The organism is Mesorhizobium sp. M0060 (assembly GCF_040323155.1).
GTDB lineage: Bacteria > Pseudomonadota > Alphaproteobacteria > Rhizobiales > Rhizobiaceae > Mesorhizobium.
Window position 1 is genome coordinate 22,290 of the sequence record NZ_JAMYUP010000042.1, and the last position, 26,785, is coordinate 49,074.

General features: G+C 62.6%; 25 protein-coding genes and 1 pseudogene. 19 read left to right on the forward strand and 7 right to left on the reverse strand.

From position 1 onward, the window contains the following. The first annotated feature begins 206 nt into the window (after positions 1-206). The 3 genes from NKJ94_RS27560 to NKJ94_RS27570 all read left to right on the forward strand — a co-directional run bounded on the left by NKJ94_RS27560 (position 207) and on the right by NKJ94_RS27570 (position 4,888). Entirely contained in the window at positions 207-1,241 is a 1,035-nt protein-coding gene (locus NKJ94_RS27560; RefSeq protein ID WP_352529570.1) for an ABC transporter permease, read from the forward strand. Between the two features lie 12 nt (positions 1,242-1,253). Beyond that, entirely contained in the window at positions 1,254-2,411 is a 1,158-nt protein-coding gene (locus tag NKJ94_RS27565; RefSeq protein WP_352529572.1) for an ABC transporter permease, read from the forward strand. 65 nt (positions 2,412-2,476) lie between these two features. Next, positions 2,477-4,888, forward strand: a complete 2,412-nt coding sequence (locus tag NKJ94_RS27570; protein ID WP_352529574.1) for a dipeptide ABC transporter ATP-binding protein — start codon at positions 2,477-2,479, stop codon at positions 4,886-4,888. Positions 4,889-4,903: 15 nt separating this feature from the next. Here NKJ94_RS27570 and NKJ94_RS27575 read toward each other — a convergent pair whose 3' ends face one another. Further along, positions 4,904-5,494, reverse strand: coding sequence for a transglycosylase SLT domain-containing protein (locus tag NKJ94_RS27575; protein WP_352529576.1), 591 nt, complete (start codon positions 5,492-5,494; stop codon positions 4,904-4,906). A gap of 218 nt (positions 5,495-5,712) precedes the next feature. Here NKJ94_RS27575 and NKJ94_RS27580 point away from each other — a divergent pair, with 218 nt between their 5' ends. Continuing rightward, on the forward strand, positions 5,713-7,251 hold the full coding sequence (locus NKJ94_RS27580) for a trimethylamine methyltransferase family protein (RefSeq protein WP_352529578.1): 1,539 nt from the start codon (positions 5,713-5,715) through the stop codon (positions 7,249-7,251). A gap of 83 nt (positions 7,252-7,334) precedes the next feature. Next, positions 7,335-9,770, forward strand: a complete 2,436-nt coding sequence (locus NKJ94_RS27585) for a GcvT family protein (RefSeq protein ID WP_352529580.1) — start codon at positions 7,335-7,337, stop codon at positions 9,768-9,770. A gap of 19 nt (positions 9,771-9,789) precedes the next feature. Here NKJ94_RS27585 and NKJ94_RS27590 read toward each other — a convergent pair whose 3' ends face one another. Both NKJ94_RS27590 and NKJ94_RS27595 read right to left on the reverse strand, forming a co-directional pair. Continuing rightward, positions 9,790-10,182 (reverse strand): DoxX family protein, encoded by a 393-nt coding sequence (locus NKJ94_RS27590; protein WP_352529582.1) that lies wholly within the window; start codon positions 10,180-10,182, stop codon positions 9,790-9,792. Positions 10,183-10,339: 157 nt separating this feature from the next. Then, positions 10,340-11,116 carry a VOC family protein gene (locus NKJ94_RS27595; protein WP_352529584.1) on the reverse strand — a complete coding sequence of 259 codons (777 nt, stop codon included), beginning with the start codon at positions 11,114-11,116 and terminating at the stop codon, positions 10,340-10,342. Positions 11,117-11,287: 171 nt separating this feature from the next. On the opposite strand from NKJ94_RS27595, the pseudogene NKJ94_RS27600 reads away from it, so the two are divergent. From NKJ94_RS27600 to NKJ94_RS27625, 6 genes and pseudogenes are all read left to right on the forward strand, one after another. After that, positions 11,288-12,004, forward strand: a pseudogene (locus NKJ94_RS27600) (gamma-glutamylcyclotransferase). Between the two features lie 138 nt (positions 12,005-12,142). Further along, on the forward strand, positions 12,143-13,507 hold the full coding sequence (locus tag NKJ94_RS27605; RefSeq protein ID WP_352529586.1) for an NAD(P)-dependent oxidoreductase: 1,365 nt from the start codon (positions 12,143-12,145) through the stop codon (positions 13,505-13,507). 2 nt (positions 13,508-13,509) lie between these two features. After that, complete coding sequence (gene preA, locus NKJ94_RS27610; protein ID WP_352529588.1) at positions 13,510-14,823, forward strand: NAD-dependent dihydropyrimidine dehydrogenase subunit PreA; 1,314 nt, start codon at positions 13,510-13,512, stop codon at positions 14,821-14,823. Between the two features lie 110 nt (positions 14,824-14,933). Continuing rightward, the gene (locus tag NKJ94_RS27615) at positions 14,934-15,452 is read left to right on the forward strand and encodes an RrF2 family transcriptional regulator (protein WP_352529590.1); all 519 of its coding nucleotides are present in this window, start codon (positions 14,934-14,936) and stop codon (positions 15,450-15,452) included. Between the two features lie 13 nt (positions 15,453-15,465). Then, a complete protein-coding gene (locus tag NKJ94_RS27620) occupies positions 15,466-15,924 on the forward strand; it encodes a carboxymuconolactone decarboxylase family protein (protein ID WP_352529592.1) in 459 nt (152 codons plus the stop codon). Between the two features lie 61 nt (positions 15,925-15,985). Continuing rightward, positions 15,986-16,363 carry a DoxX family protein gene (locus NKJ94_RS27625; protein WP_352529594.1) on the forward strand — a complete coding sequence of 126 codons (378 nt, stop codon included), beginning with the start codon at positions 15,986-15,988 and terminating at the stop codon, positions 16,361-16,363. A gap of 31 nt (positions 16,364-16,394) precedes the next feature. Here NKJ94_RS27625 and NKJ94_RS27630 read toward each other — a convergent pair whose 3' ends face one another. Next, positions 16,395-17,117 (reverse strand): SDR family oxidoreductase, encoded by a 723-nt coding sequence (locus NKJ94_RS27630; protein WP_352529596.1) that lies wholly within the window; start codon positions 17,115-17,117, stop codon positions 16,395-16,397. Further along, on the reverse strand, positions 17,114-17,965 hold the full coding sequence (locus tag NKJ94_RS27635; RefSeq protein WP_352529598.1) for an SDR family NAD(P)-dependent oxidoreductase: 852 nt from the start codon (positions 17,963-17,965) through the stop codon (positions 17,114-17,116). Before NKJ94_RS27635 ends, NKJ94_RS27630 begins: the two co-directional genes overlap by 4 nt. A gap of 105 nt (positions 17,966-18,070) precedes the next feature. On the opposite strand from NKJ94_RS27635, the gene NKJ94_RS27640 reads away from it, so the two are divergent. Continuing rightward, a complete protein-coding gene (locus NKJ94_RS27640; protein ID WP_352529600.1) occupies positions 18,071-18,943 on the forward strand; it encodes a helix-turn-helix transcriptional regulator in 873 nt (290 codons plus the stop codon). 66 nt (positions 18,944-19,009) lie between these two features. Here NKJ94_RS27640 and NKJ94_RS27645 read toward each other — a convergent pair whose 3' ends face one another. Further along, positions 19,010-19,651 (reverse strand): TetR family transcriptional regulator C-terminal domain-containing protein, encoded by a 642-nt coding sequence (locus NKJ94_RS27645; protein WP_352529602.1) that lies wholly within the window; start codon positions 19,649-19,651, stop codon positions 19,010-19,012. Between the two features lie 227 nt (positions 19,652-19,878). Between NKJ94_RS27645 and aptA the strand changes: the two genes are divergently transcribed. From aptA to NKJ94_RS27675, 6 genes are all read left to right on the forward strand, one after another. After that, entirely contained in the window at positions 19,879-21,207 is a 1,329-nt protein-coding gene (gene aptA / locus NKJ94_RS27650; RefSeq protein WP_352471500.1) for an omega-aminotransferase AptA, read from the forward strand. Between the two features lie 109 nt (positions 21,208-21,316). Then, the gene (locus NKJ94_RS27655; protein ID WP_352529604.1) at positions 21,317-21,763 is read left to right on the forward strand and encodes an endonuclease domain-containing protein; all 447 of its coding nucleotides are present in this window, start codon (positions 21,317-21,319) and stop codon (positions 21,761-21,763) included. Between the two features lie 3 nt (positions 21,764-21,766). Continuing rightward, positions 21,767-23,017 (forward strand): Zn-dependent hydrolase, encoded by a 1,251-nt coding sequence (locus NKJ94_RS27660; RefSeq protein ID WP_352529606.1) that lies wholly within the window; start codon positions 21,767-21,769, stop codon positions 23,015-23,017. A 65-nt stretch (positions 23,018-23,082) separates the two neighbouring features. After that, complete coding sequence (gene hydA, locus NKJ94_RS27665; protein ID WP_352529607.1) at positions 23,083-24,534, forward strand: dihydropyrimidinase; 1,452 nt, start codon at positions 23,083-23,085, stop codon at positions 24,532-24,534. Positions 24,535-24,563: 29 nt separating this feature from the next. Further along, complete coding sequence (locus NKJ94_RS27670; RefSeq protein WP_352529609.1) at positions 24,564-24,905, forward strand: hypothetical protein; 342 nt, start codon at positions 24,564-24,566, stop codon at positions 24,903-24,905. Next, positions 24,896-25,288 carry a hypothetical protein gene (locus NKJ94_RS27675; protein WP_352529611.1) on the forward strand — a complete coding sequence of 131 codons (393 nt, stop codon included), beginning with the start codon at positions 24,896-24,898 and terminating at the stop codon, positions 25,286-25,288. Before NKJ94_RS27670 ends, NKJ94_RS27675 begins: the two co-directional genes overlap by 10 nt. Before the next feature lie 29 nt (positions 25,289-25,317). Here the strand turns inward: NKJ94_RS27675 and NKJ94_RS27680 are convergent, their stop codons facing one another. Further along, positions 25,318-25,722 (reverse strand): cupin domain-containing protein, encoded by a 405-nt coding sequence (locus NKJ94_RS27680; protein WP_352529613.1) that lies wholly within the window; start codon positions 25,720-25,722, stop codon positions 25,318-25,320. A gap of 146 nt (positions 25,723-25,868) precedes the next feature. On the opposite strand from NKJ94_RS27680, the gene NKJ94_RS27685 reads away from it, so the two are divergent. Further along, a complete protein-coding gene (locus NKJ94_RS27685; protein ID WP_352529615.1) occupies positions 25,869-26,660 on the forward strand; it encodes an ABC transporter ATP-binding protein in 792 nt (263 codons plus the stop codon). The last annotated feature ends 125 nt before the right edge of the window (positions 26,661-26,785 follow it).

Consider the following 26,785-nt stretch of genomic DNA (forward strand, 5'->3'; position numbering starts at 1 on the left):
AAGGGGCGGCTCGCCCCTTTCCCTCGCTCTTTGCATGGTCCTTGGACCTGAAGTCGGCGCAGCAAAAAGTTGCGGACTCTTCGGTCGAGGTCTGCAATAAAAAGGGTATCGCATCTGGACTGGTCTGAAGGCTTGTTCTGCCGCTTGCGGCAGGGCACGGCTTGCAAACCGGTTCCACCCCCCAACCCGACCGGCAGGGGACCGCCATGCTTTCTTTCGTTATCAGGCGTCTCGGCACCATGGCATTGACGATGCTGTGCCTGACGATGGTCGTCTTCTTCCTGGTCAATCTCGGGCCCAATCTGAAGAAGCTGGCGATCAGCCAGACTGAAATGCACACATCCGCCGAGCAACTTGAGGCTTGGCTGGTCAACCATGGCTATCGGCAGAATTTCTTTGTCCGCTACGGCCAATGGCTGGGCGTCATGCCCAAGCAGCCGGTTACCGACCCGGCGACCGGCAAGCCAGCGCAGCGTTTCTCCTTCTGCAACGATCCGGTCGTGCCGACATTCTCCGGCATCCTGCAAGGCGATTTCGGTTGCTCGACCAAGTTCAAGACGACGGTCGCTTCGAAACTCTTTCCGGCGCTCAGCGCGACCGGCATCCTGATGCTCTGCGTGCTGGCCGTCATGGTGCCGATCTCGCTTCTGATCGGCATTCTTGCCGGCATGCGCGAGGGCTCACGTACCGACCGCACATTGTCGGTGGCTTCGATCGCCTCGACGGCGACGCCCGAATATGTTTCGGGCGTCATCTTCACCGTCATCTTCGCCTCCTGGCTCGGCGTGCTGAACGGTTCGGCGGCCTCGGCCAGCCAGGGGATCACTTTCTACAATTTCACCTTGCCGGTGATGACGCTGGCGATCTACGGCATCGGCTACATCGCTCGCATGACCCGCGCCTCGATGGTCGAGGTGATGACACAGCAATATATCCGCACCGCCCGGCTGAAGGGTCTCTCCTTCGGCAGCGTGGTGGTCAAGCACGCTCTGCGCAACGCCCTGATCGCACCGTTCACGGTCATCATGCTGCAGTTCCCCTGGCTGCTCACCGGCGTCGTCATCGTCGAGGTGATGTTCCGCTACCAGGGGTTCGGCTACACGCTGGTCGAGGCCGCCGGCAACAACGACATCGATCTTCTGCTCGGCTGCTCGCTGGTCTCGGTGTTTATCGTCCTGATCACACAGCTCATCTCCGATGTCGGCTATGCCTTCCTCAATCCGCGCATCAGAGTTCAATAGGAGACCGGGCGGATGCAGGTCGAATATCTCAGCGCCTTCAACGTCGTACTCGGCGTGCTTGCCCGCTTCTGGCCGGTCTGGATCGCTCTCGCCCTGGTGATGGGAGCGAGCTTCGGCTACAAGAAGAAGCTTGGCCTTTACGGCCAGCTTTTCGACAGCGGCGTCGGCATCGTCGGCGTCGGCATCTGCCTGTTCTGGCTGTTCACGGCGATCTTCGCATCGACTGTCGCGCCCTTCGATCCGCTTGCCCAAGTGCCGATCATGAAGGACGCGCTGCCGGGCGCGATCGATCCGCAATCGGGGCTCGCCTATCTCTTCGGCGGCGACAAGCTCGCCCGCGACGTGTTCAGCCGAATGGTCTATGGCAGCCAGATCGTGCTGATCATCGCGCCGGCGGCAACCGGTTTTGCACTGATGGTCGGCATCACGCTCGGCCTGCCGGCCGGCTACTATGGCGGCAGGATCGATACAGTGCTCTCCTTCCTCGCCAACCTTGTGCTGGCCTTCCCGGTGATCCTCCTGTTCTACCTGCTGGTGACGCCAGGCATCATGGACACGCCGATCCCCTACGCGATGGCCGGGCTGTTCTTCCTGTTTCCGATCATCTTCTTCAGCGTGCTGTTCTGGACGCGCTACAAGAATCGGCCCGACCGCCTCTATATCCTGCTTGGCCTGACGTTGGTCGTTGGCGGCTGGATCTATGCCGGCCTTGTCTTCGACGCCGATCCGTTCAAGATCATTCACATCGATCCCAACCAGCTCAACATCTTCGTGGCGGTGGTGTTCGCCTCCAGCCCCGGCGTGTTCCGCATCGTGCGCGGCCTGGTCATGGACATCAAGACGCGCGACTATGTTGCGGCGGCGCAGACGCGCGGTGAATCGCCCTGGTACATCATGCTGTGGGAGATATTGCCCAATGCGCGCGGGCCGCTGATCGTAGACGCCTGCCTGCGCATCGGCTACACCACCATCCTGCTCGGCACGCTCGGCTATTTCGGGCTGGGGCTGGCGCCGGAAAGCCCGGACTGGGGCACGGCGATCAAGGATGCCAGCCGGCTGCTGCGCTCCTTCATCCACCCGGCGCTGCCGCCGACGATCGCATTGATGTCGTTCGTGCTCGGCCTCAACCTCCTGGCGGATTCGTTGCGCGAACAGTCGATGAAAGATTGATGCCGGGAAAGATTGGATGCCGGGTTCGGCCCGACATGCCTGAAGAATAAGGATTGGAGCGACCCATGAATGAGGCAGTTCGAAATCCCGCCAAGCCGACCAATGGGCCGATCATCGAGATCGAGAACCTGTCGATCTCCTTCTTCACCCGCAAGGGAGAGATCCCGGCCGTCATGGATTTTTCCTGCACGGTCATGCCCGGCGAGGCGATGGGCATTGTCGGCGAATCCGGCTGCGGCAAGTCGACCGTGTCGCTTGGCATCATGCGCGACCTGTCCAATATCGGAAGGATCGTCGGCGGAAAGATCAAGTTCCAGGGCAAGGACATGGGAGAACTGTCCGACGAGGAACTGCGCGCCATCCGCGGCAACAAGATCGCGATGATCTACCAGGAGCCGATGGCCAGCCTCAACCCGGCGATGAAGGTCGGCCAGCAACTGATGGAAGTGCCGCTGATCCACGACAAGGTGTCGAAGGACGAAGCTTACAAACGCGCCCTGGACATGGTGCGCGCGGTGAAGCTGCCGGATCCCGAGCGCATGATGCGTTCCTACCCGCACCAGCTTTCCGGCGGCCAGCAGCAGCGCATCGTCATTGCCATGGCGCTGCTGTCGAAGCCTGCGCTGCTTCTGCTCGACGAGCCGACGACGGCGCTCGACGTGACGGTTGAGGCCGGCATCGTCGACCTGGTCAAGGGGCTGGGCGAGAAGTTCGGCACCTCGATGATCTTCGTGTCGCACAATCTCGGCCTGATCCTGGAGACCTGCGACCGCATCACGGTGATGTATTCGGGCGAAGCGGTGGAGACAGGCAAGATCAAGGACGTCTTCGACCGGATGCGCCATCCCTACACGCAAGGCCTGTTCCGCTCGATCCCGCTGCCAGGCGCCGACAAGAATTCGCGGCCGCTGATCTCGATCCCGGGGCAGTTGCCGCTGCCGCACGAGCGGCCGAAGGGCTGCAATTTCGGCCCGCGCTGCCATCATTTCGTCGAGGGCGTCTGCAACGCCGCCGAAATTCCGATGATCGCGGTCGAAGGCCATGACGGGCATTTCTCGCGCTGCGTGCGCTTCAACGAAATCGACTGGGAGGCGCTGCCGCCCGGCGCCAAGAAGGTCAACGAGCGGGTGGTGCCCGGTGCGCCGGTGCTCCAGATCGAAGACCTCAGGAAGTACTACAAGGTCGGCGGCAGCGAAGTGTTCGGCTCGAGCGAGGGCCGTGTCGTCAAGGCCAATGAGACGATCTCGTTCATGGCGCGCGAATCCGAAACCGTCGCTATCGTCGGCGAATCCGGCTGCGGAAAATCGACCCTGGCCAAGGTGCTGCTCGGCCTCGAAACGGCAAGCTCCGGCCGCGTGAAGCTCGGCAATAAGGAGATCCAGTCGACCGGGATCGAGAAGCGCAGCGTCGACACGGTATCGTCGATCCAGATGGTGTTTCAAAATCCGTTCGACACACTCAACCCCAGCCATTCGGTCGGTTCGCAGATCATCCGTACGCTGGAAAAGTTCAATGTCGGCAACACGGTGGCCGACCGACGCAAGCGGATGCTGGAATTGCTCGACCTCGTGAAGCTGCCGAGGGCGTTCGAGACGCGCAAGCCGCGCCAGCTTTCAGGTGGCCAGAAACAGCGCATCGGCGTTGCGCGGGCGTTTGCCGGCGACGCCAAGGTGGTGGTGGCCGACGAGCCGGTCTCGGCATTGGATGTGTCCGTGCAGGCGGCGGTCACCGAGCTTTTGATGGACATCCAGCGCAAGAACAAGACGACGATGCTGTTCATCAGCCACGATTTGTCGGTGGTGCGCTACATCGCCGACCGCGTCGTCGTCATGTATCTCGGCTACATCGTCGAGCAAGGCACGACCGACCAGATCTTTTCACCGCCCTATCACCCCTACACCGAGGCGCTGCTGTCGGCGATCCCGATTGCCGACACCAGCGTGGTGAAAAGACACATCGTGCTCGAAGGCGACATTCCGTCGGCGATGAATCCGCCCTCAGGCTGTCCGTTCCAGACGCGCTGCGGCTACAAGAAGCTGGTGCCGGACAATCTTTGCGAAACCAAAGTGCCGCCGGTCAAGCATCTCGGCGACGGCCATATGAGCCTGTGCTGGCTGGCCGACGACGTGTTGGCGAAGATGGAGCCGGTGATCAAATTCGACAAGGAGCATGCCGCGCTTGAGGGCGTGCCGGACGATGCACCGCACGGCACTGGTCCGGGCTTTGCCGGTGATCCGCCCAAGCGTCCACACGGCAAGACAGGCAGCGCGGAAGCCGATGCCGAGGGGCAGGTGGCAGAGAATGGAGAAGCGGTCGCCAAAGCCCGCCGTCACGAGGTTCGCGACGAGGTTTCAGAGACAGGTGGCATTTCAAGTTCGGCCAATAGTGCGTCAGCACCGATCATGCCGCAGACTGTCGGCGACGGCCGCCAGGCGGAGAAAGCCACGCGCAAGCCGCGCAAACGCAAGGGCGATTGAATGCCGTTAACCTGCTCAGGGCGCGCATTGCCGTAGCTGCGCGGCGTAGTCCTGCGCCATCTGCTCGGTGGCGTGCGCATAGCGCTGCACGTCGGCGTCGCCGGGATTGCCGCGCTTGTAGGCGTTCCAGCCGAGATAGTAGGCGAGATACAGATTGTAGGTGTCGTTGCGGGCGACGTCGAACGTGTCGGCGGTTTTCGAATGGTACCAGCCGACGAAATCGACGGCATCGGCAAAGCGGGTGCGGCGCGCTGCCCAGCTGCCGGTCTCGCTCTGGTATTGCGCCCAGGTGCCGTCGAGCGCCTGCGAGAAGCCGGTGGCGCTGGAGATATGTTTCCAGGGAATGAAGCCCAGCAGCTTGGTGCGTGGCGGCCTGGCATTGCTCTTAAAGCCGGATTCCTTGCGCACCGTCGCCATCAGCACCGGAACCGGCACGCCGTATTTCTGCTCGGCGCGTTGTGCCGCTGCCTGCCAGTTGTCGAACCAGCCGTCATTCTGGTCGAAAACGGCGCAGACATCGTTGATATGGCTCGGCGGCGTCGCGCAGGCCGAAAGCGCCAGCGGCACGGTGACAGCTACAATTTTACTAAAACTCGAACTATGCATTGGAAGAGCATTAGGCCGAAAACATAAAAGGAATCTTGCTGCGTTCCTTAACGGCTCATCGGCCGCTTTGGCTGGCGCAGAGCAAGTATCAACATTCCGACGTTTGTTGTCGCTTTTACCGATGTGAAATTCCCGGTATGACGCCTTGGCTAAAATCACGCCCGCAAATGGCGGATTTCTGACAGCTCGATCCTCGTGCCGGCGCTTTGATGCGCCGCATGAGCGAACCAAGACGCAAGCGCGGCGCCGAGCGAACCAGCAACAGGGGACCGACCGCCATCCCGCAACTGCCGCTCAGGCGGGTGACAAACCCTTATCCGCCGATGGCGATGCTCTCGGCCGACCAGATCGAGGCGATCCACCAGGCGTCGATGCATATCCTGGAGAATTTCGGCATCGAGGTGATGAGCCCGCGGGCGCTGTCGCTGTTCGAGAAGGCCGGAGCCAAGGTCGATCATGCCTCGATGAACGTCCGCATCGATCGCGGCATGATCGAGGAAGCGCTGAAGACGACGCAGTCCAGCTATACGTTGACGCCGCGCAACCCGGCTCACGCTGTTCATCTCGGCGGCAACACCATCAACTTCACGCTGGTCGCCGGGCCACCCAATGTGCACGACATGGAGCGCGGCCGCCGTGCCGGCAATTTGCGCGATTATTCCGACCTCGTCCGGCTGGCCCAGCACTTCAACTGCATCCATATGCTCGGCAACCAGGTCTGCGCGCCGGTGGAACTGCCGGCGAATTCCCGTCATCTCGACACCTATTTCGCCAATCTGACACTGACCGACAAAAGCTTTCACGTCTCGGCCATCGGCCGGGGCAGGGCGCTCGACGGCATCGAAATGATGGCAATCGCGCGCGGACTGACGCTTGACGAGATGCGCGACGATCCCGGCGTCACCACCATCATTTCGGTCAACTCGCCGCGCCGCTTCGACGAGATGATGGCCGAAGGATTGATGACCATGGGCGAGTTCGGCCAATCGGTCGCGGTGACGCCGTTCACGCTGATGGGCGCGATGAGCCCGGTGACGCTTGCCGGCGCGCTCGCCCAGCAGAATGCCGAAGCGCTGTTCGGCGTGGTGCTGACGCAACTCGTGCGTCCCGGCGCACCGGTGATGTATGGCGCCTTCACCTCGAATGTCGACATGAAGTCGGGTGCGCCAGCCTTCGGCACGCCTGAAAACACCAAGGCGAACATCGCATCCGGACAACTGGCGCGGCATTACAATCTACCTTACCGCACGACGCCGGGCTCGGCCTCCAATGCCGCCGACGCGCAAGGCGCCTATGAGACGCTGATGGCGCTTTGGGGGGCGGTGCTCGGCCACGGCAACCTCGTCTACCATGCCGCCGGCTGGCAGGAGGGCGGGCTGACTGCGTCGTTCGAAAAGTTCATCATCGACGTCGAGATGATCCAGCACATGATGGAGTTTTTGCGCCCAATCGAAGTCAACGAGGCCGAGCTTGCCGTCGAGGCTTTGGGGGCAGTGCCGACCGGCGGCCACTTCTTCGGCGAGCCGCACACGCTGGAGCGCTATGCCACGGCATTCTATCAGCCGATGCTGTCCAACTGGCAGAATTTCGAGGCCTGGCAGGAGGCCGGCGGGCTCGACGCCACGGCGCGGGCGACCCGGCTATGGAAGAAGGCGCTGGAGGACTATGTCGAGCCGGTGATGGATATCTCTCGGCGCGAGGCGCTGGAGGCGTACGTGGCCAAGCGCAAGGAAGCGATCGGGCAAAGCGAGCCTTAAGCGCCAGTCTTCTTATTTGGATTCATTCTCTTCTCCTCCAGAATCATGAAACCCATCCAACCCTTTGAAATAACGAGAACCTCATGAAATCGCATGCAAAGGTCGTGGTCATCGGCGGTGGTGTCGTCGGGTGCTCCGTGCTGTTCCATCTGGCCCGCCACGGCTGGACCGACATTGTGCTTCTGGAGCGCGATGAATTGACCTCCGGCTCGACTTGGCACGCGGCCGGCGGCATGCACACGATCAATGGCGACCCCAACGTCGCCAAGCTGCAGAAATACACGATCTCGCTCTACAAGGAGATCGAGGAGCTGTCCGGCCAGGCGACCGGCGTGCATTTGACCGGCGGCGTGCTGCTGGCGGCGACCGAGGCGCGGCTCGACTGGCTGCGCGGCGTCGTCGCCAAGGGCCGCTATCTCGGCATCGAGCTCGAGGAGATATCGCCGAACGAGGCTGCCGAGCTGATGCCGTTGCTCGATCCCAAGCAGTTCGTCGGTGCGGTGCGCAACAAGGAGGACGGTCATCTCGATCCGTCCGGCGTTACCCACGCCTATGCCAAGGCCGCGAGGAAGCTTGGTGCTGAGGTCGAGCGCTTCACCAAGGTTGAGGACATTGTGCAGCGCGCCGACGGCTTGTGGCGCGTCATCACCAACAAGGGCGAGGTGGTGGCCGAACATGTCGTCAATGCCGGTGGACTGTGGGCGCGCGAGGTCGGCCGCATGGTTGGGCTGGAGCTGCCGGTGCTGGCGATGGAGCACATGTACCTGATCACCGAGGACATGCCGGAGGTCGCCGCCTGGAACCAGAAGACCGGCACGGAGATCATCCATGCGGTCGACTTCGACGGCGAGCTCTATCTGCGCCAGGAACGCGGCGGCATGCTGATGGGCACTTATGAAAAGGCCAACAAGCCATGGTCCGAATTCCAGACGCCATGGAATTTCGGCCACGAACTGCTCGAGCCCGACATCGACCGCATTGCGCCGTCGCTGGAAGTCGGCTTCCGGCATTTCCCGGCCTTCCAGAATACCGGCATCAAGCAGATCATCAACGGGCCCTTCACCTTCGCCCCGGACGGCAATCCGCTGGTCGGCCCGGTGCGCGGCCTACCGGGATTCTGGGTGGCCTGTGGTGTCATGGCGGGGTTCTCACAGGGTGGCGGCGTCGGGCTGGCGCTGTCGAACTGGATGATCGAGGGCGATCCCGGTGCCGATATCTGGGCGATGGACGTTTCGCGCTACGGCGACTGGGCCACGATGGCCTACACCAACGCCAAGGTGCGCGAGAATTATTCGCGGCGGTTTTCGATCCGCTTCCCGAACGAGGAGTTGCCGGCTGGACGGCCGCTCAAGACGACGCCGGTCTACGATCTGTTGTCGGCCAAAGGCGCGCAATGGGGCGTCGCCTTCGGGCTGGAGGTGCCGCTGTGGTACGCGCCCGAAGGCGTCAAGGACGAATTCTCCTGGCGCCGCTCGAGTGATTTCGAGCACGTCGCGAAAGAAGTGGAGACGGTTCGGCAACGCGTTGGTCTGTCGGAAATCTCGTCATTCGCCAAATACAGAGTAACCGGCGAGGGCGCTGCAGCCTGGCTCGACCGCTTGCTTGCCTGCAAGCTGCCGAAACTCGGCCGCATGACGCTGGCGCCGATGCTGAAGGAAGACGGCAGGCTGATCGGCGATTTCACGCTGGCCAATCTCGGCAATTCTGAAAGTGACGATTGGTTCCTGGCCGGCTCCGGCATCGCCGAACAGTATCACATGCGCTGGTTCGAGGCGCATCTGCCGCAGGACGGCTCGGTCGGCATCGAAGCGCTGGGAGCAAAACTCACGGGGCTGTCGATCGCCGGGCCTAGGGCGCGGAACCTTCTTGAAAAGGTCACACGATCTGGTGTCTCGAACACCGCGTTTCCATTCATGGCCATCGCCAAGATGGATATCGGCATGGCGCCGTGCCTGGTCGGCCGCGTCAGCTACACCGGCGATCTCGGCTACGAGATCTGGGTGGCGCCGGAGTATCAGCGTGCCGCCTACCAGACCCTGATGGCGGCGGGCGAAGAGTTCGGCATCGGCCTGTTCGGCTCGCGCGCGCTCAATGCGCTGCGGCTGGAGAAGAATTACGGTTCATGGGCGCGCGAATACCGGCCGATCTATGGGCCGCTCGAGGCCGGGCTCGACCGCTTCGTCGCCTATGGCAAGGAGGCCGATTTCATCGGCAAGAAGGCAGCGCTGGCAGAGCGCAAGCAAGGCGGCAGACTGCGTCTGCGCGCCTTCGTCGTCGATGCTGTCGATGCCGACGTCATCGGCGACGAGCCGATCTGGCATGGCGGCGCCGTGCGTGGCTGGGTCACGTCGGGCGGCTACGCACATCATTCCAAAAAGTCCGTCGCCATCGGTTATGTGCCGAAAGAGATCGCCGATGAGGCCGACGGTTTCGAGATCGAGCTATTGGGCAAGCGTCACGCTGCGCGCATGCAGCAGACACCGCTGTTCGACGCCAATTTCGAGCGGATGCGCGGCTGAGATTCGCAATTGTTGAAGCTCAGGCGCTGCGGCGGTTGTCCAGCGCCAGGGCGCCTGGCCCGGCAAACACCAGATAGAGGAAAATGAAGCAGAACGAGATCGCCGAATCGCCGCCATTGTTGACCGGAAAGAAGCCCTGCGGCACGTGCGCTATGAAATAGGCGATCGCCATTTCGCCGCAGAGAAGGAATGCAACCGGCCTGGTCAAAAGCCCCAATGCCAGCAGGATGCCACCGGCGAATTCGAGGATGCCCGCTGTCAGCGACAGCCCGCTCAGGGCGCCGGCATGATCGCTGACCGGAAAGTTGAATAATTTTTGGGTGCCGTGCTGCAGGAATTGCAGCGCCGTCATGATGCGCAAAGCGGCAAGGGCGAAGGGTTGATATCTGGCGAGGCCTTCGAAAAGCTTCATGCATGACTCCATTTTCACCTCGCCCGGCCATAGAACAACGCCAAAGGCCGGACCATTCACATAGTCCGGCCTGCCATCAATTGTCGGTGAGGAGAGTCGTGAGGAGTGCTGCAGCTTGGGGGCCGCACGATGGCGGCCCCGCGAATAGCGCGGCCTGTTACCGCACCGGCGCCATCAGCGCGAAATGGGCACCTTGCGGGTCCGTGCATTGCACGACCCAGCTGCCGCCGGGGACCTCCATCGGGCCCATCAGGATCTTGCCGCCATTGTCGGTGACGCGCTTGGCTGCCGCGTCGATGCCGGGCACGTTGAAATAGAACTGCCAGACCGGCACCGGGATCTGTTCGGGCTTGTTCATCATGCCGCCAACGGGTTCGCCGCCGAAGGCAAAGAGCTGGTATGTGCCCATTGGGCCCATGTCCATGGCGTCGCCCTTGGTCCAGCCGAACTGGCTGGAATAGAAATCGAGCGCCGCCTTCCAGTCGGACGTATAGAGCTCATGCCAGCCAATGTTGCCGGGTGTCGCCAATGGTAGCGGCTGCTGGTCTGGGCCGCTGGGCTGCAGGAAGTTGAACATCGCGCCTTGCGGATCGGCAACGACGGCAAAGCGGCCGACACCCGGAATGTCGTCGGGCTCGCGGTGAACCGCGCCACCAGCTTTCTTGAGGGAGGCTGTTGCCGCATCGATGTCCCTGGTGAGGATATAACCGATCCAGGCCGGCGGCATGCCCATCTTGCGCGCGTCCTCGGGCAGCGTCATCAGCCCGCCGACGCCGCGCTCGCCGACATTCATGACGATATAGCGCGGCATTCCCGGCGCCCCGTCGAAAGGCTGTCCTTTCCAGCCCACCACGGCTGTGTAAAACGCCTCGGCGGCGTCGAGATCGGTGGTCATCAGCTCGTACCAGAAGAAAGGCATCGGGGACTGTGGCATTGTCGTGCTCCTTGCGGTTCATACATCGATCATGCGCGATCCATCCTAGGACGATCTTCACGACAAAAATCCGACGGCCAACCAAAAAACGGCGAGAAAATCGGAAATGTTGTGGGGTTGCGCGCCTTGCGGTTTTCGACTTTCCTTGCCGTCAACGGGGGATGTCGATCCATGCGCCGGATGTCGCTCACTTCCGAACTTGTCGCGCTATGCCATCGGGAGGAGGCCGATCCCGGTCCCGATGGAAGCTGGACGCAGTTGACCGATGAGGATTTCCAAGACCTTGCCTTGCGTCTGTCTGATGAAGCAGACAAGGGGCCGTTATGGGTATTCGCCTATGGCTCGCTGATCTGGAAGCCGGCCTTCGAATCCGTCGAACGACAGCGCGCCACCGCCTTTGGCTGGCATCGGTCCTTCTGCCTCGACATCGCCCGCTGGCGCGGCAGCGCCGCGTAGCCCGGGCTGACGATGGCGCTCGAGCGTGGCGGGCGATGCAATGGCGTGATCCATCGCTTGCCGGAGGGCGAAAAGCCGCTGCAGATCGAAAGGCTGCTTCGGCGCGAGATCGATGATCACGAGAGTGTCGGCTCGGTCAGATGGCTTCCCGTGCGCACGGCGCAAGGCACAATCAGGGCGCTGGGCTTCTGGGTCGGCATAACCGGCAGGGGCACCTCGCTAAAACGGCCGCTGGAAAAGGTTGCGCGGGTGCTGGCAAGAGCATGCGGGCATGTCGGGTCCGGTGCCGAATATCTCTTCAACACCGTCCATCATCTGGAAGAGTTCGGCATTCGCGACCGCAACCTGTGGCGGTTGCAAGAGCTGGTCGCCGACGAGATCAGGTCGACCCATGGCAGTGACCCTGAGATCGACCCTCTGTCCGCATCGTGATTGCCCCCATCTCGAAAACATGAGTTCATCTATCATGTTTTGGTCAACCCTTTCAGTCGCTTGCGCCGAAAATTGACCAATTGATAAAAAAATAAAACGTGCTAGCCTCCCCCAAAACAAGAACATGGGGAACTGACGATGCCAGAAGGCCAGTTCAAGCAAGGCATTGCCGGCGGGCGACTTTCGCCGGAACAATATGCCGACAATTTCGCCGACCTGCATCCGCCGCTCGATCATCACGAGGCGCTGGTCGAGTCCGACCGCTGCTATTTCTGCTACGACGCGCCGTGCATGAATGCATGCCCGACCTCGATCGACATCCCGCTGTTCATTCGCCAGATTTCGACGGGCAATCCGATCGGCTCAGCCAAGACTATTTTTGATCAGAACATTTTGGGCGGCATGTGCGCCCGCGTCTGCCCGACCGAGACGCTATGCGAAGAAGTCTGCGTGCGTGAGGTGGCCGAAGGCAAGCCGGTGCAGATTGGTCGCCTGCAGCGCTACGCCACCGATGTCGCCATGGCCGAAAACAAGCAGTTCTACAAGCGCTCCGAACCGACCGGCAAGACGGTCGCCGTGGTCGGCGCCGGACCGGCCGGGCTTGCAGCCGCGCATCGGCTCGCCCGTCATGGCCACGACGTGACCATCCTGGAAGCCCGCCCGAAGCCCGGCGGCCTCAATGAGTACGGTATCGCCGCTTATAAAAGCGTCGACAATTTTGCCCAGGCCGAAGTCGACTATGTCACGTCGATCGGCGGCATCGACATCCAGAACGGCAAGGCGCTCGGCCGTGATTACCAGCTGTCGGACCTGACCAGGAATTACGATGCGGTGTTCCTCGGCATGGGGCTTGCCGGCGTCAATGCCTTGCGAGCGGATGGCGAGGAGGCGCAAGGCGTCACCAATGCCGTCGAGTTCATTGCCGAGCTTCGTCAGGCCAGTGATCTGGCCAGCCTGCCGGTCGGCCGGCGTGTTGTCGTCATCGGCGGCGGCATGACGGCGATCGACGCGGCGGTGCAATCGAAGCTGCTCGGCGCCGAAGAGGTGACGATCTGCTACCGGCGCGGCCAGGAGCACATGAACGCCTCCGAATTCGAGCAGGATCTGGCTGCCGCCAACGGCGTCACTATCCGTCACTGGCTGCAGCCGAAGCGGGTCATTGCCGATGGCGGCAAGGTGTCGGCGATCGAGCTCGAATACACCGCGATGGACGGCGACCGGCTCGTCGGCACTGGCGAGCGGCTGACGCTGGCCGCCGACCAGGTATTCAAGGCGATCGGCCAGAGCTTTGTTCCGGCTGCGCTCAACGGCAGCGGGGCCTTGCTTGCCCTGGAAGCCGGCCGCATCAAGGTCGACGCCGAAGGCCGCACCTCGCTGCCAAACGTCTGGGCCGGCGGCGACTGCATCTTCGGCGGCGACGACCTGACGGTCTCGGCCGTCGCGCAAGGCCGCGATGCGGCGGAAAGCATTCATCGGGCACTGACCTCGAACGGGAGGGCATGAGCATGGCAGACATCCGCAACAATTTCGTCGGCATCAAATCGCCGAACCCGTTCTGGCTGGCCTCGGCGCCGCCGACCGACAAGGCCTATAACGTCATCCGCGCCTTCAAGGCCGGCTGGGGCGGCGTTGTCTGGAAGACGCTCGGCGAAGAGGGCCCGCCGGTGGTCAACGTCAACGGCCCGCGCTATGGCGCTATCTGGGGCGCCGACCGCCGCTTGCTTGGCCTGAACAATATCGAGCTGATTACCGACCGCGACCTGCAGGTCAATCTGCGCGAGATCAAGCAGGTCAAGATGGACTGGCCCGACCGGGCGATCGTCGTGTCGCTGATGGTGCCGTGCGAGGAGCACGCCTGGAAGGCGATCCTGCCGGTGGTCGAGGAAACCGGCGCCGATGGCATCGAGCTCAATTTCGGCTGCCCGCACGGCATGTCGGAACGCGGCATGGGTGCGGCGGTCGGCCAGGTGCCGGAATACATCGAAATGGTGGTGCGCTGGTGCAAGGCCAACACCCGCATGCCGGTGATCACCAAGCTGACGCCCAACATCGCCGACATCCGCAAGCCGGCACGCGCTGCCCTTGCCGGCGGCACCGACGCGGTGTCGCTGATCAACACAATCAATTCGATCACCGGCGTCAATCTCGACAATTTCGCACCCGAACCAACAATCGACGGCAAGGGTTCGCATGGCGGCTATTGCGGTCCGGCGGTGAAGCCGATCGCCATGAACATGGTGGCCGAGATCGCGCGCGATCCGGAAACGAAGGGCCTGCCGATCTCCGGCATCGGCGGCATCACCACCTGGCGTGACGCCGCCGAATTCATGGCGCTCGGCGCCGGCAATGTGCAGGTCTGCACGGCGGCGATGACCTATGGCTTCAAGATCGTGCAGGAGATGATCGCCGGCCTGGAAAACTGGATGGACGAAAAGGGCCATGCCACGCTCGACGACATCGTCGGCCGCGCCACGCCCAACGTCACCGACTGGCAGTATCTCAACCTCAACTACGTCGCCAAGGCGCATATCGACCAGGACGCCTGCATCAAATGCGGCCGCTGCCACATCGCCTGCGAGGACACCTCACACCAGGCGATTACCGCAATCGTGGACGGCGTCAGGCATTTCGAGGTGATCGAGGCCGAATGCGTCGGCTGCAATCTCTGCGTCAATGTCTGTCCGGTCGAGAACTGCATCACCATGGAGCCGCTGGCGGTCGGCGTGATGGACCAGCGCACCGGCAGGCCGGTGTCGCCGATCTATGCCAACTGGACGACGCATCCGAACAATCCGATGGCCAAGGCGGCGGCGGAATAGGGCACGGCCCGTTATGGAAAAGCGGCACCTGCGGGCGCCGCTTTTTTTCAAATGGCTATTGCAGATGTAAATTATCCAGGATACCATATATCCATGAACAGGAGAGGGAAATGAAACTGGGCGAGGGCGTCGAAGCGGCCATCCACTGCGCCGCGATGCTTGCCGGCATGGAGGGCGCGGCGACCATGCCGGGTGCGGCCATGGCCGAAGCGTTCGGGCTGTCGCCGAGCTATCTCCTCAAGCATCTCAACATGCTGACGGCGTCGGGCATTCTGGAATCGGTGCCGGGGCCGTCCGGCGGCTACCGGCTGGCGCGACCGGCCGAACGCATAACGCTGCTCGACATCGTGCTCGCCGTAGAAGGACGTGAACCGGCATTCCGCTGCGCCGAAATCCGCCAGCGCGGCCCCGCCAGGCTCGATGCTTCGGTCTATGTCAAACCCTGCGGCATCAAGGTGGCGATGCTGAAGGCCGAGCGCGCCTATCGCGCCGCTCTTGCCGAGGCCCGGCTGTCCGACATCGTTGCAGAATACACTGCCGATGCCGATCCCCGTTCGGTCGCCGCGAACTGCGCCTTCGTCGAGCGCCATCGGCGGCCGCAGAAATCAAGTTCAACCAAGCAAGCATGAAAGGCTAAAGACGATGAGAGAGAGGCTGCAATTTTTCGGCGCGGCGCCGGAACTCATGAAGGCGGTGTCGGCGCTCAACAAGGCAGTCGACGAATGCGGGCTCGAAGAAAGCCTGTTGCACCTTATCAAGCTGCGCGCTTCGCAGATCAACGGCTGCTCGTATTGCGTCGAGATGCACAGCCGCGAAGCCCGCCGCGACGGCGAGAGCGAGCAGCGGCTCTATCTCGTCTCCGCCTGGAAGGAATCGCCGCTGTTTTCTGAGCGCGAGCGGGCCGCTTTCGCCTGGAGCGACGCGCTGACGAAGATCGCCGATAACGGTGTCTCGGACGAACTCTATGCACGGACGCTCGAGCATTTCTCGGAAGAGGAACTGGTCAAGCTCTCGGTTGCGCTTGGCATGATCAACACCTGGAACCGGCTTTGCGTTCCGTTTCATGCAATCCATCCGATGCCAGCAGTCTTGGCCGCTTGAGCATGGACCAGGCGCGCGGCCTTCCGCCGCGCGCCTCTTTTCTGCTCAACGACCCGACAGCATGTTTTCAAACTTTGATAGTGAGATCCTATTCGCCGCCCGCTTGCTGCTTGGCGGCGCCTTTGTCTTTGCCGGCCTGCGCAACATTCAGAACGCGGCGTTGGTGAGCCAATTGATGACGACGCGCGGCGTGCCGCAGGCACGGCTGGTGCTGTGGCTGGGGATCGTCCTGCAGATCATTGCCGGAGCACTGGTGATCGCGGGCATCTGGACCGCTCCGGCAGCGGCATGCCTGATCCTGTTCCTGATCATCGCTACGCCGATGTTCCATAATTTCTGGGATCATCAAGGACCTGAACGTGCGTCTCGCATCAATGGCTTTGTCGGCAACGTGGCGCTGACCGGAGGATTTCTGGCGATGATCGCGCAGTCGCTTTGACAGCCACCGCCGCCTCGCGGAGGCAGCCGCTCTATGCCGCATACCGCAAGCCGCCGTCGCAGGTCAGCACCTGGCCGGTGACGAAGCTGTTCGAAACCAGGAACGCGATCGCCTCGGCGACATCCTCGGCGCGGCCGATGCGGCCGACGGGCGTCTTGCCGGCATACTCGGCAAACACGGCATGGCGCTGTTCATCGGGCAAAAAGTCCCACCAGGGCGTGTCGATGACGCCCGGTGCCACGACATTGACGCGTAACGGCTTCAGCTCCATTGCCAGGATCGGCACCACGGTCAGCAGCATGCCGTTGACGGCGGCGATGCCGGCGACACCCGGCGCCGACAATTGCGCCGACACCGCCGAGATGAAAGTCACCGAGCCGCTCTTGTTCAGCGTCGGCAAGGCGGCCTGCAGGCAGGAGAGCTGTGGCCGGACTTTCTCGTCGACGCCGCCGCCGATGTCGGTCAGGTCAAGCGTTTCGAACGGGCCGAGGCCCTTGCCGCCGCTGGCGGCCAGCACCAGGTGATCGAAAGGGCCGAGTTCGTTGAAGAACCGGCGAACCTCGTCCGGCTTCGCGGCATCGAAGGCAGCTTTTTCGACGGCGCCGCCAAGGCTTTGCCATGCATTGTCGAGCCTTTCCCTGCTGCGCCCGGTGATGGTCACCTTCATGCCCGGGCCAAGCAGCTTTTTCGCGGTGGCGAGGCCGATGCCGGAGGAGCCGCCGACGACCACGGTGTGCTGCGTTTTCTCGATCATGAATCCTCTTTCTTCGATGTTGCGGAAGCCGGTGCGAGCCCGGCAAGACCGAGGCTCGATTCCCGCAATTGGCGTCGTGCCTTCGCGTCATAGGCTTGCGCATCGGCGCGGGATTGCCTTTGGCCGTCGAAATAGAGGCCGCTTCGCCCTTCGAGCGCGGGCGACGTCGCGAGGTTGATGATGGCCTTGGCGCCGGTTTCGACCGAGCTCCAGGGTGTGATGCCGGCCTGCCGCACCATCGTAGTGTTCATGTAGCTTGCCGGATGCAGGCTGTTGACCGTGACGCCGGTGCTCTTCAGCTGCTCCGCCAGATCGATGGTGAACATGATCTGCGCCAGCTTGCTCTGGCAGTAGGCACGGGCGCCGTCATAGGAGCGGGTCTGCATGACGTCGTCGAAGTCGATCGCCTGCTGGCCGGCCGAGGCGACGTTGACGATGCGCGCCGGCGCGCTGGACTTGAGCAGCGGCAGCAGCTCCGTGGTGAGCAGGAAGCCGGCGAGATAGTTGACGGCAAAGCGCAGCTCGTAGCCGTCGGCGCTGACCTGCCGTTTCGCGTTTGGGCCGGCGGTGCCAACGCCGGCATTGTTGATGAGGATTTCGAGCCGCTTGGTCCTTGCGCGCACGGCCTCGGCGAGGCGGCGGACTTCCGCCAGGGAGGAGAGGTCGGCGACGAGAAGCTCGGCCTTGCCGCCGGCGGATTCGATTTCGGCCACGGTCGCCTTGCCCCTTTTTGCGTCGCGGCCATGCACCAGGATGCGCGCGCCGCCGGCGCCGAGCCGTTGCGCGACGACGCGGCCGACGCCGTCGGTCGACCCGGTGATGAGGATCGTCTTGTCTTTCAGTTCCATGTTCGGAGCCTCCATCTCATAGCTCTGAGCGGAAAGATGGGGCGCAAGCCGTTTGCCAAACAGTTCAAACTTTATCCTGGTATCGGTACTGCTATAATAGGTCCGATGGATTCACCGACGCATTCTGCCGAAGACAGCCGCCGCCGCGAGCTTGGCGCCTTTCTGCGCTCGCGGCGCGAAAGGCTGACGCCTTCGGCCACGGGCATCTCGACGGGCTTGCGCAGGCGTACACCCGGGCTGCGGCGCGAAGAGGTGGCGATGATCGCCGGCGTCGGCACGACCTGGTACACATGGCTGGAGCAGGGGCGCGACGTGCGACCGTCGGTGGAGGTGCTGACGGCGCTCAGTCAGGCGTTGCGCCTGGACGCCGCCGAGAAACGGCATCTGTTCATCCTTGCCGGCCGGCCGCAGCCGGAGCATCGCGTCGACGCGCCTGAAAAAGTCGACGGCCCCTTGCTGCACATGCTGCAAAGCCTGGTCCTGCAGCCGGCCTATGTCGTTGGGCGTCGCTGGGACGTGCTGGCCTGGAACTCTGCCGCGGCAGCCGTGTTCGGCGACTATGGCCTGCTGGAGGGCGATGCCCGCAACGTCGTCCACATGGTTTTCACCAACCCGCAGCATCGGCGCCTGCTTATCGACTGGGAGGAACTGGCGCGCGCCGTGCTGGCGTCATTCCGGGCGGAAAGCGCCAAATATGTCGGCGACCCGGATTTCGAGCGGCTGATCGCGCTGATGACGCGTTCGAGCCCGGAGTTTCGCGCCTGGTGGCCGCTGCGCGATGTGGCCCGCAAACTGTCGGGTGTGAAGCATGTCAGGCATCCGACGGCCGGCGCCATGGCGTTCGAGCACATGAGCCTGTCGATCGACGACGGCTCGGACATGAAGCTGATCGTCTACACGCCGCTCGCCGAGCAGAACTCGATCGCCAAGCTCGAAAAGCTGCTGGAGACGCTTCCGGCCGAGCGGCGCAGCGCCTGAACCCTTTCTTTGTTTTGACCATGATCTTGTCCGAAAACCGGCTTCCACTTTTCGGGATCATGGTCGTCAGCCCTTCGGCTTCAGCCCGTCGATGAACAATTGCTCGAGAAATCTTGCGGCATCCTCGAAGCGGCCGTCGCCGCCGCGGTCGGGGCCGAGCACGGCGCGGACCTGGACGTCGAAATCGGCGTAATGCTGCGTCGTTGCCCAGATCGAGAAGATCAGGTGCCACGGATCGGTGCGGGCGATCTTGCCGGCACGCATCCAGGCCTTGATGACGTTGGCCTTCTCGTCGACCAGCGTCTTCAATTCGCCTTCCAGCATCGGCATGATGCGCGGCGCGCCCTGCAGGATCTCGTTGGCGAACAGCCGGCTCTCGCGCGGGAAATCGCGCGCCATTTCGAGCTTGCGCCTGATGTAGCTGCGCAGTTCGGTCAAGGGGTCGCCGATGTCGTCGAGCTCGCGCAGCGGCGCCAGCCAGGTGTCGAGAAGCCGCTGCATCAGCGTCTCGTGGATGTCCTCCTTGCGACGGAAATAATAGAGCAGGTTCGGCTTCGACATGCCGGCCGCTTCGGCGATCTGGTCGATGGTCGAGCCGCGAAAACCGTTGGTGGAGAAGACTTCGAGCGCCGCCTCCAGGATGAGCTCGCGCTTTTCCAGCTGGATGCGGGTGCGGCGAGGAGCGGAGCCTTCGACCGCCCCCGTCACCCCGAAAAGCTTTCACTGTGACGGGCGCCTGGACCAATTCTCTGGACCAGTTTTTCTCCGCCCTGTGGAGCGCACTTCGAAAGCCGCATTTCCGCTAGTAATCCCTTGACCGCTGATAAGGCGGTGCTAACGTTTGTCCAACCGGTCAAAAATTTGCGTAGCACGAAAACGCAGCAAAGACCAAGCGTTGGCCGCACCGAAACAGGTTACAAGGGGAAGTCTTGGTCATGTCCAACCGGCTGAAAGTCACGCCGAACGATCTCAGCGCATTCTGGATGCCGTTCACGGCAAACCGGCAGTTCAAGCAGGCGCCGCGCATGATGGTGTCGGCCAAGGACATGCACTACACGACCAGCGACGGGCGCAAGGTTCTCGACGGCACTGCCGGCCTGTGGTGCGTCAATGCCGGCCACTGCCGCCCGAAGATCACCGAGGCGATCCAGAGCCAAGCGGCCGAACTCGACTACGCACCCGCGTTCCAGATGGGCCATCCGATCGTGTTCGAACTGGCCAACCGCCTGGTCGATATCGCGCCGAAGGGCATGGACCATGTGTTCTTCACCAATTCCGGATCGGAATCGGTCGAGACGGCGCTGAAGATGGCGATCGCTTATCACCGCGCAAAAGGCGAGGGCTCGCGCACCCGTCTGATCGGCCGCGAGCGCGGCTATCACGGCGTCAATTTCGGTGGCATCTCGGTCGGCGGCATCGTCACCAACCGCAAGATGTTCGGCACGCTGCTCGGCGGCGTCGACCACATGCCGCATACGCATTTGCCGGAAAAGAACTCCTTCACCAAGGGCGTGCCCGAGCATGGCGCGGAATTGGCCAACGAGCTGGAGCGCATCGTCGCGCTGCATGACGCCTCGACTATTGCGGCCGTCATCGTCGAACCGGTAGCCGGTTCCACCGGCGTCATCCTGCCGCCGAAGGGCTATCTGCAGAAGCTGCGCGAGATCTGCACCAAGCACGGCATCTTGCTGATCTTCGACGAGGTCATTACCGGCTTCGGCCGCCTCGGCACGCCGTTTGCCGCCGACTATTTCGGCGTCACGCCCGATATCATGACCACCGCCAAGGGCGTCTCCAACGGTGTCATCCCAATGGGCGCGGTGTTCGTGAAGAAGGAAATCCACGACGCCTTCATGACCGGCCCCGAGCATATGATCGAGTTCTTTCACGGCTACACTTACTCTGGCAATCCGATCGCCTGTGCAGCCGCACTCGGCACGCTCGACACCTACAAGGAAGAGGGGCTCTTGACCCGCGGCGAGGAACTGGCGCCGTACTGGGAGGACGCACTGCATTCGCTGAAGGGCGAGCCGAACGTCATCGACATCCGCAATATCGGCCTGATCGGTGCGATCGAACTGGCGCCGATCGCCGGCCAGCCGACGAAACGCGCCTTCTCGGCTTTTGTGAAGGCGTTCGAGCGCGGTGCGCTGATCCGCACCACCGGCGACATCATCGCGCTGTCGCCGCCGCTGATCATCACCAAGGGTCAGATCAACGAGTTGATCGACCATGTGCGCGAAGTGCTGAGGGCGGTGGATTGAACCAGGTGCAGCTTTCCCTCCCCCTTGAGGGGAGGGTGGCCGCGAAGCGGCCGGGTGGGGTCGGTGCGGCAGTGCGCCAACCTGACTTTCGGCCGCATAGGTGTCTCTGATGCCCCGTACCCGCGTGAGTTTCGAAATGCGCCAAAAGGCGCGCGCGCTTCGAGTTCATGCGACCAAGGGCGAATCGCTGCTGTGGTATGAACTGCGCGAGCTGAAATCGTCCGGCATCAAGTTCCGCCGCCAGTGTCCTATTGGGCCCTATATCGTTGACTTTGCCTGGCTTGCCGCAAAGCTGGTCGTGGAAGTGGATGGTGATCTGCACGAACACGAGAGAGGCAAACGGCACGACGCCGTCCGTGATGCCTATCTGCGATCGCTCGGGTTCGAGATCTTTCGCGTCGATGAGCCCGATGTCATAAACAGCGCTTGGCATGTCGCACAAGTGGTCAAGGATAAGGTCGCGCGCATGTTCGGCGACCCCACCCGGCCGCTTCGCGGCCACCCTCCCCTCGAGGGGGAGGGGGACGCTGGCGTGCCGCAACCGATGAGGTTTTAGAATATGGCCGCTCCTGGCGAGAATCTGCGAATCAATTCAGACCGTTTGTGGGATTCGATAATGGAGATGGCGAAGATCGGCCCCGGCATTGCCGGCGGCAACAATCGCCAGACTGTTACCGATGAGGACGGCGAAGGTCGGCATCTGTTCAAGCGCTGGTGCGATGAGGCGGGGCTCGAAATGGGCGTCGACGAGATGGGTACGATGTTTGCCCGCCGCGAAGGCACCGACCCCAATCTGCCGCCGGTTTACGTTGGCAGCCATCTCGATACCCAGCCGACCGGCGGCAAATATGACGGTGTGCTCGGCGTGCTCGGCGGGCTGGAGATCGTGCGCTCGCTCAACGATCTCGGCATCAAGACAAAGCATCCGATCGTCGTCACCAACTGGACCAATGAGGAGGGCGCGCGCTTTGCGCCGGCAATGATGGCGTCCGGCGTGTTCGCCGGCGTCCTCGACCAGGCCGACGTCTACTCGCATGTCGACAAGGACGGCGAGAAATTCGGCGAGGAACTCGAACGCATCGGCTGGAAGGGCACCGAAAAGGTCGGCGAGCGCAAGATCCACGCTTTCTTCGAACTGCATATCGAGCAAGGCCCGATCCTCGAGGACGAGGGCATCGACATCGGCGTCGTTACCCATGGCCAGGGACTGAAATGGCTGCAGGTGACGCTGACCGGCAAGGAGGCGCATACCGGCTCGACGCCGATGCCGAAGCGGCGCAATGCCGGGCTCGGCATGGCGCGGGTGATCGAGCTGGTGCACGAGATTGCCATGGACTATCAGCCGGACGCGGTGGGCGCGGTCGGCCATATGGAGGTCTATCCGAACTCGCGCAACATCATCGCCGGCCGTACGGTCTTCACCATCGACATCCGCTCGCCGGAAAAAGAAGTGCTGGATGCCATGGACGGGCGCGTCCGCGAAGGCATCGACACGATCTGCGACGCGCTCGACATCAAATATGCCATCGATCAGGTCGGCCATTTCGACCCTGTCACCTTCGACCCGGGCTGCGTCAAGGCGATTCGCGACGCCGCCGAACGGCTCGGCTACTCGCATCGCAACATCGTCTCCGGCGCCGGCCATGACGCCTGCTGGATCAACCGCGTCGCACCGACGGCTATGGTGATGTGCCCCTGCGTCGACGGGCTCAGCCATAACGAGGCCGAGGAGATCTCCAAGGAATGGGCGGCGGCTGGCGCCGATGTGCTGTTTCATGCGGTGGTCGAGACGGCGGTGATTGTCGAATGAAGCAATAGGCTGCTGCCTCGTAACGCCGCTCGCAAGAAGCGCGACAAGAACAAGGGAACAAGAAAATGTCCAAAGTCATCAAGAACGGAACCGTCGTCACCGCCGACCGCACGTGGAAGGCCGACGTGCTGTTCAAGCAAGGCAAGATCGTCGCCATCGGTCCGGACCTGCATGGCGACCACGAATTCGACGCCAGCGGCTGTTATGTGATGCCGGGCGGTATCGACCCGCACACCCATCTCGAAATGCCGTTCATGGGCACCTATTCGGCCGACGATTTCGAGAGCGGCACGCGGGCCGCGCTTGCTGGCGGCACGACGATGGTCGTCGATTTCTGTCTGCCGGCGCCGCAGCAATCGCTGCTCGAGGCCCTGCAGATGTGGGATAACAAGACTTCGAAAGCGTCCTGCGATTATTCTTTCCACATGGCGATCACCTGGTGGGGCAAGCAGGTGTTCGACGAGATGGCTGATGTCGTCGACAAGGGCATCACCTCGTTCAAGCACTTCATGGCCTACAAGGGCGCGCTGATGGTCGATGACGACGAGATGTATTCGTCGTTCCAGCGCTGCGCCGATCTCGGCGCGCTGCCGCTGGTTCATGCCGAGAATGGCGACGTGGTTGCCGCCCTGTCGCAGAAGCTGCTGGCGGCGGGCAATAACGGCCCCGAAGGGCACGCCTATTCGCGTCCGCCGGAAGTAGAAGGCGAGGCGACCAATCGCGCCATCATGATCGCCGACATGGCCGGCGTGCCGCTCTATGTCGTGCACGTCTCCTGCGAGCAGGCCCACGAGGCCATCCGCCGCGCGCGGCAGAAAGGCATGCGGGTGTTCGGCGAGCCGCTGATCCAGCATCTGACGCTGGACGAGAGCGAGTATTTCAACAAGGACTGGGACCATGCGGCGCGCCGCGTCATGAGCCCGCCCTTCCGCAACAAATGGCACCAGGATTCGCTGTGGGCCGGCCTGCAGGCCGGGTCGCTGCAAGTGGTGGCGACCGACCATTGTGCCTTCACCACCAAACAGAAGCGCAACGGCGTCGGCGACTTCACCAAGATTCCGAATGGCACCGGCGGGCTCGAGGATCGTTTGCCGGTGCTGTGGACGACCGGCGTCAACACTGGCCGGCTGACGATGAACGAGTTCGTCGCGGTGACCTCGACCAACATCGCCAAGATACTCAACATGTACCCGAAGAAGGGCGCCATCGTCGAAGGCGCGGACGCCGACATCCTCGTCTGGGACCCGAAGCGCAAGAAGAAGATCACGGCCAAGAAGCAGCAGTCGGTGATCGACTACAATGTCTTCGAAGGTTTTGAGGTAACCGGCCTGCCGCGCTTCGTCTTCTCGCGCGGCGAACTGTCGATCGAGGAAAACGAGGTCAAGGCGAAGCCCGGCCATGGCGAGTTCGTCGGCCGCGAGCCGAACGCGGCGGTCAACCGGGCGCTGTCGACGTGGAAGGAAATTTCCGCGCCGCGCAAGGTGGAACGGACGGGCATCCCGGCGACGGGCGTTTGAGCTTGGCGAGCCACGGAGCGATTATCTCAATGGCCGCGGTGATCCTTGCCGCCAGGCCGGCGGCGGCTGACGTCCTTGCCGGCTCCTTTGGCAATGAGGTCGGTTGCGCTGGTGTACGGCTCGGTTATCAGGACAGCGACGATTATGTCGTGCTGACCGCCGACGGCGTCGAAACCTATGGCAGTGGCTGCCAGTTCGCACAGCGATTGACGACGACGCCTGCGACCCAGTTGTTGAGCTCCACCTGTTTCGCCGAGGGCGAGGAGGGGACGACCACAGACGTCGTCAACATTATCAACAGAGGAGAGGACGGGTTCTTCGTGACCATCCCCGGCCTTGATGAGATAGGGCCGTTGAAATCATGTTCGTGACCAAAAGCGGGTTTCGCATGTTGTTTGCCGCGGCTGCTGTGCTCGCGGCCGGCCACGCCTCCGCGGCGGCGGCCGTCGACCTGTCCAAGCCTTATGGCAACAAGTCGGGCTGCATCAACAAGAACGGCCAGCAGGTCTATGCCGAGGACATGCTGCTGCTCAACGACACCGAATTCATCACGGCGACCAGCGCCTGCACGTTCACCGAAAAGCAGCCGCAAGCCGACGGCTCGGTGGTGCTGAAAACATTGTGCGAGGCTGAGGGCGAGGAAGGCCAGTCGCCAATCACATTCACCGTCAAGCGCAGCCCCAAGAATGCCAAGAAACTGGTGATCGCCGATGAGGACGGCATGGTCATGGGCGAAGTCTCCCGGTGCCGATGACGGCCAACTTTCCGGTCTCGGCTCAGTCCTCAGGCGACCATCCCTTCCAGTTCCGGCAGCAGGACGACGCTTTCCTGTTCGCTGGGGTCGGTACGGGCGATAACGGCCGAGGCAGGACTGTCGCTCAGATTGGACGGCAGATGCGGCACACCGGCCGGAATGTAGAAAAGATCGCCGGCCTTGACCACGATATGCTGTTCAAGCCGGTCGCCGTACCAGGTATGGACTTCGCCGGAGAGCACATAGATCGCGGTTTCATGGCTTTCATGCATATGCGCCTTGGCGCGGGCGCCCGGCGGCATGGTCAGCAGATGCATGCAGATGCCGGAAGAGCCGACGCTTTCGGCGGCGATACCGGCGAAATAACTCAGGCCCTGCTTGCCTTCATAAGAGCTTTCAGGGCGGATAAGATGGCAAGTGGGTTTGGGCGACATCGGGGCAACTCTCGATCGAGCGGGAACTCTCAGCCGGACGGGAACTCTCAGTCGGACAGGACGGGGCGAGTGGAAAGCAACATCGAGGCAAAATCAACCGAATTCACGCTGGCACGGCAGCCGCGCGAGAAGGCAGGCCGCGGCCTATGACGGGAGCATCGCCAGCCGTCGTGTCGGCAAGCAAGCTTGGCCTCACCTTCCAGACCAATGACGGTCCGGTGCAGGCGCTGTCGAATGTCGATCTCACCATCGGCAAGGGCGAATTCGTGTCCTTCATCGGGCCGTCCGGTTGCGGCAAGACGACCTTGCTGCGGGTCATCGCCGATCTGGAGAAGCCGACCTCGGGGACCATCTCGGTCAACGACATGACGCCCGAGCAGGCGCGCCAGAGCCGCGCCTATGGCTATGTCTTCCAGGCGGCCGCGCTTTATCCGTGGCGCACGATCGAGCGCAATGTGGCGCTGCCGCTGGAGATCATGGGCCTGTCCAGGGCGGAGCAGGCGGCGCGCATCAAGCGCACTCTCGACCTCGTCAATCTCGGCGGCTTCGAGAAGAAATACCCCTGGCAGCTTTCGGGCGGCATGCAGCAGCGCGCCTCGATCGCACGGGCGCTGGCCTTCGATGCCGACCTTTTGTTGATGGACGAGCCGTTCGGCGCGCTCGACGAGATCGTGCGCGACCATCTCAACGAACAGCTGCTGGAGCTTTGGGAACGGACCAACAAGACCATCTGCTTCGTCACCCATTCGATCCCCGAGGCGGTCTATCTGTCGACTCGCATCGTCGTCATGTCGCCGCGCCCGGGCCGCGTCAGCGACGTCATCGAATCCACGCTGCCTAAGAAGCGGCCGCTCGACATCCGCGAGACGCCGGAGTTCCTGGCGATCGCGGCACGCGTGCGCGACGGGCTCAGGGCGGGGCACAGCTATGATGATTGAGGCGGCGGAAGATGAGCTCCCTCCTCTCCCCATTGGGGAGAGGAGGGCACCCATCCCGCGAGGACCACTAGATGGACTCGTTTCGCGACAAGATCGTTCCGGTGACCTCGATCCTCTTGGGCGTG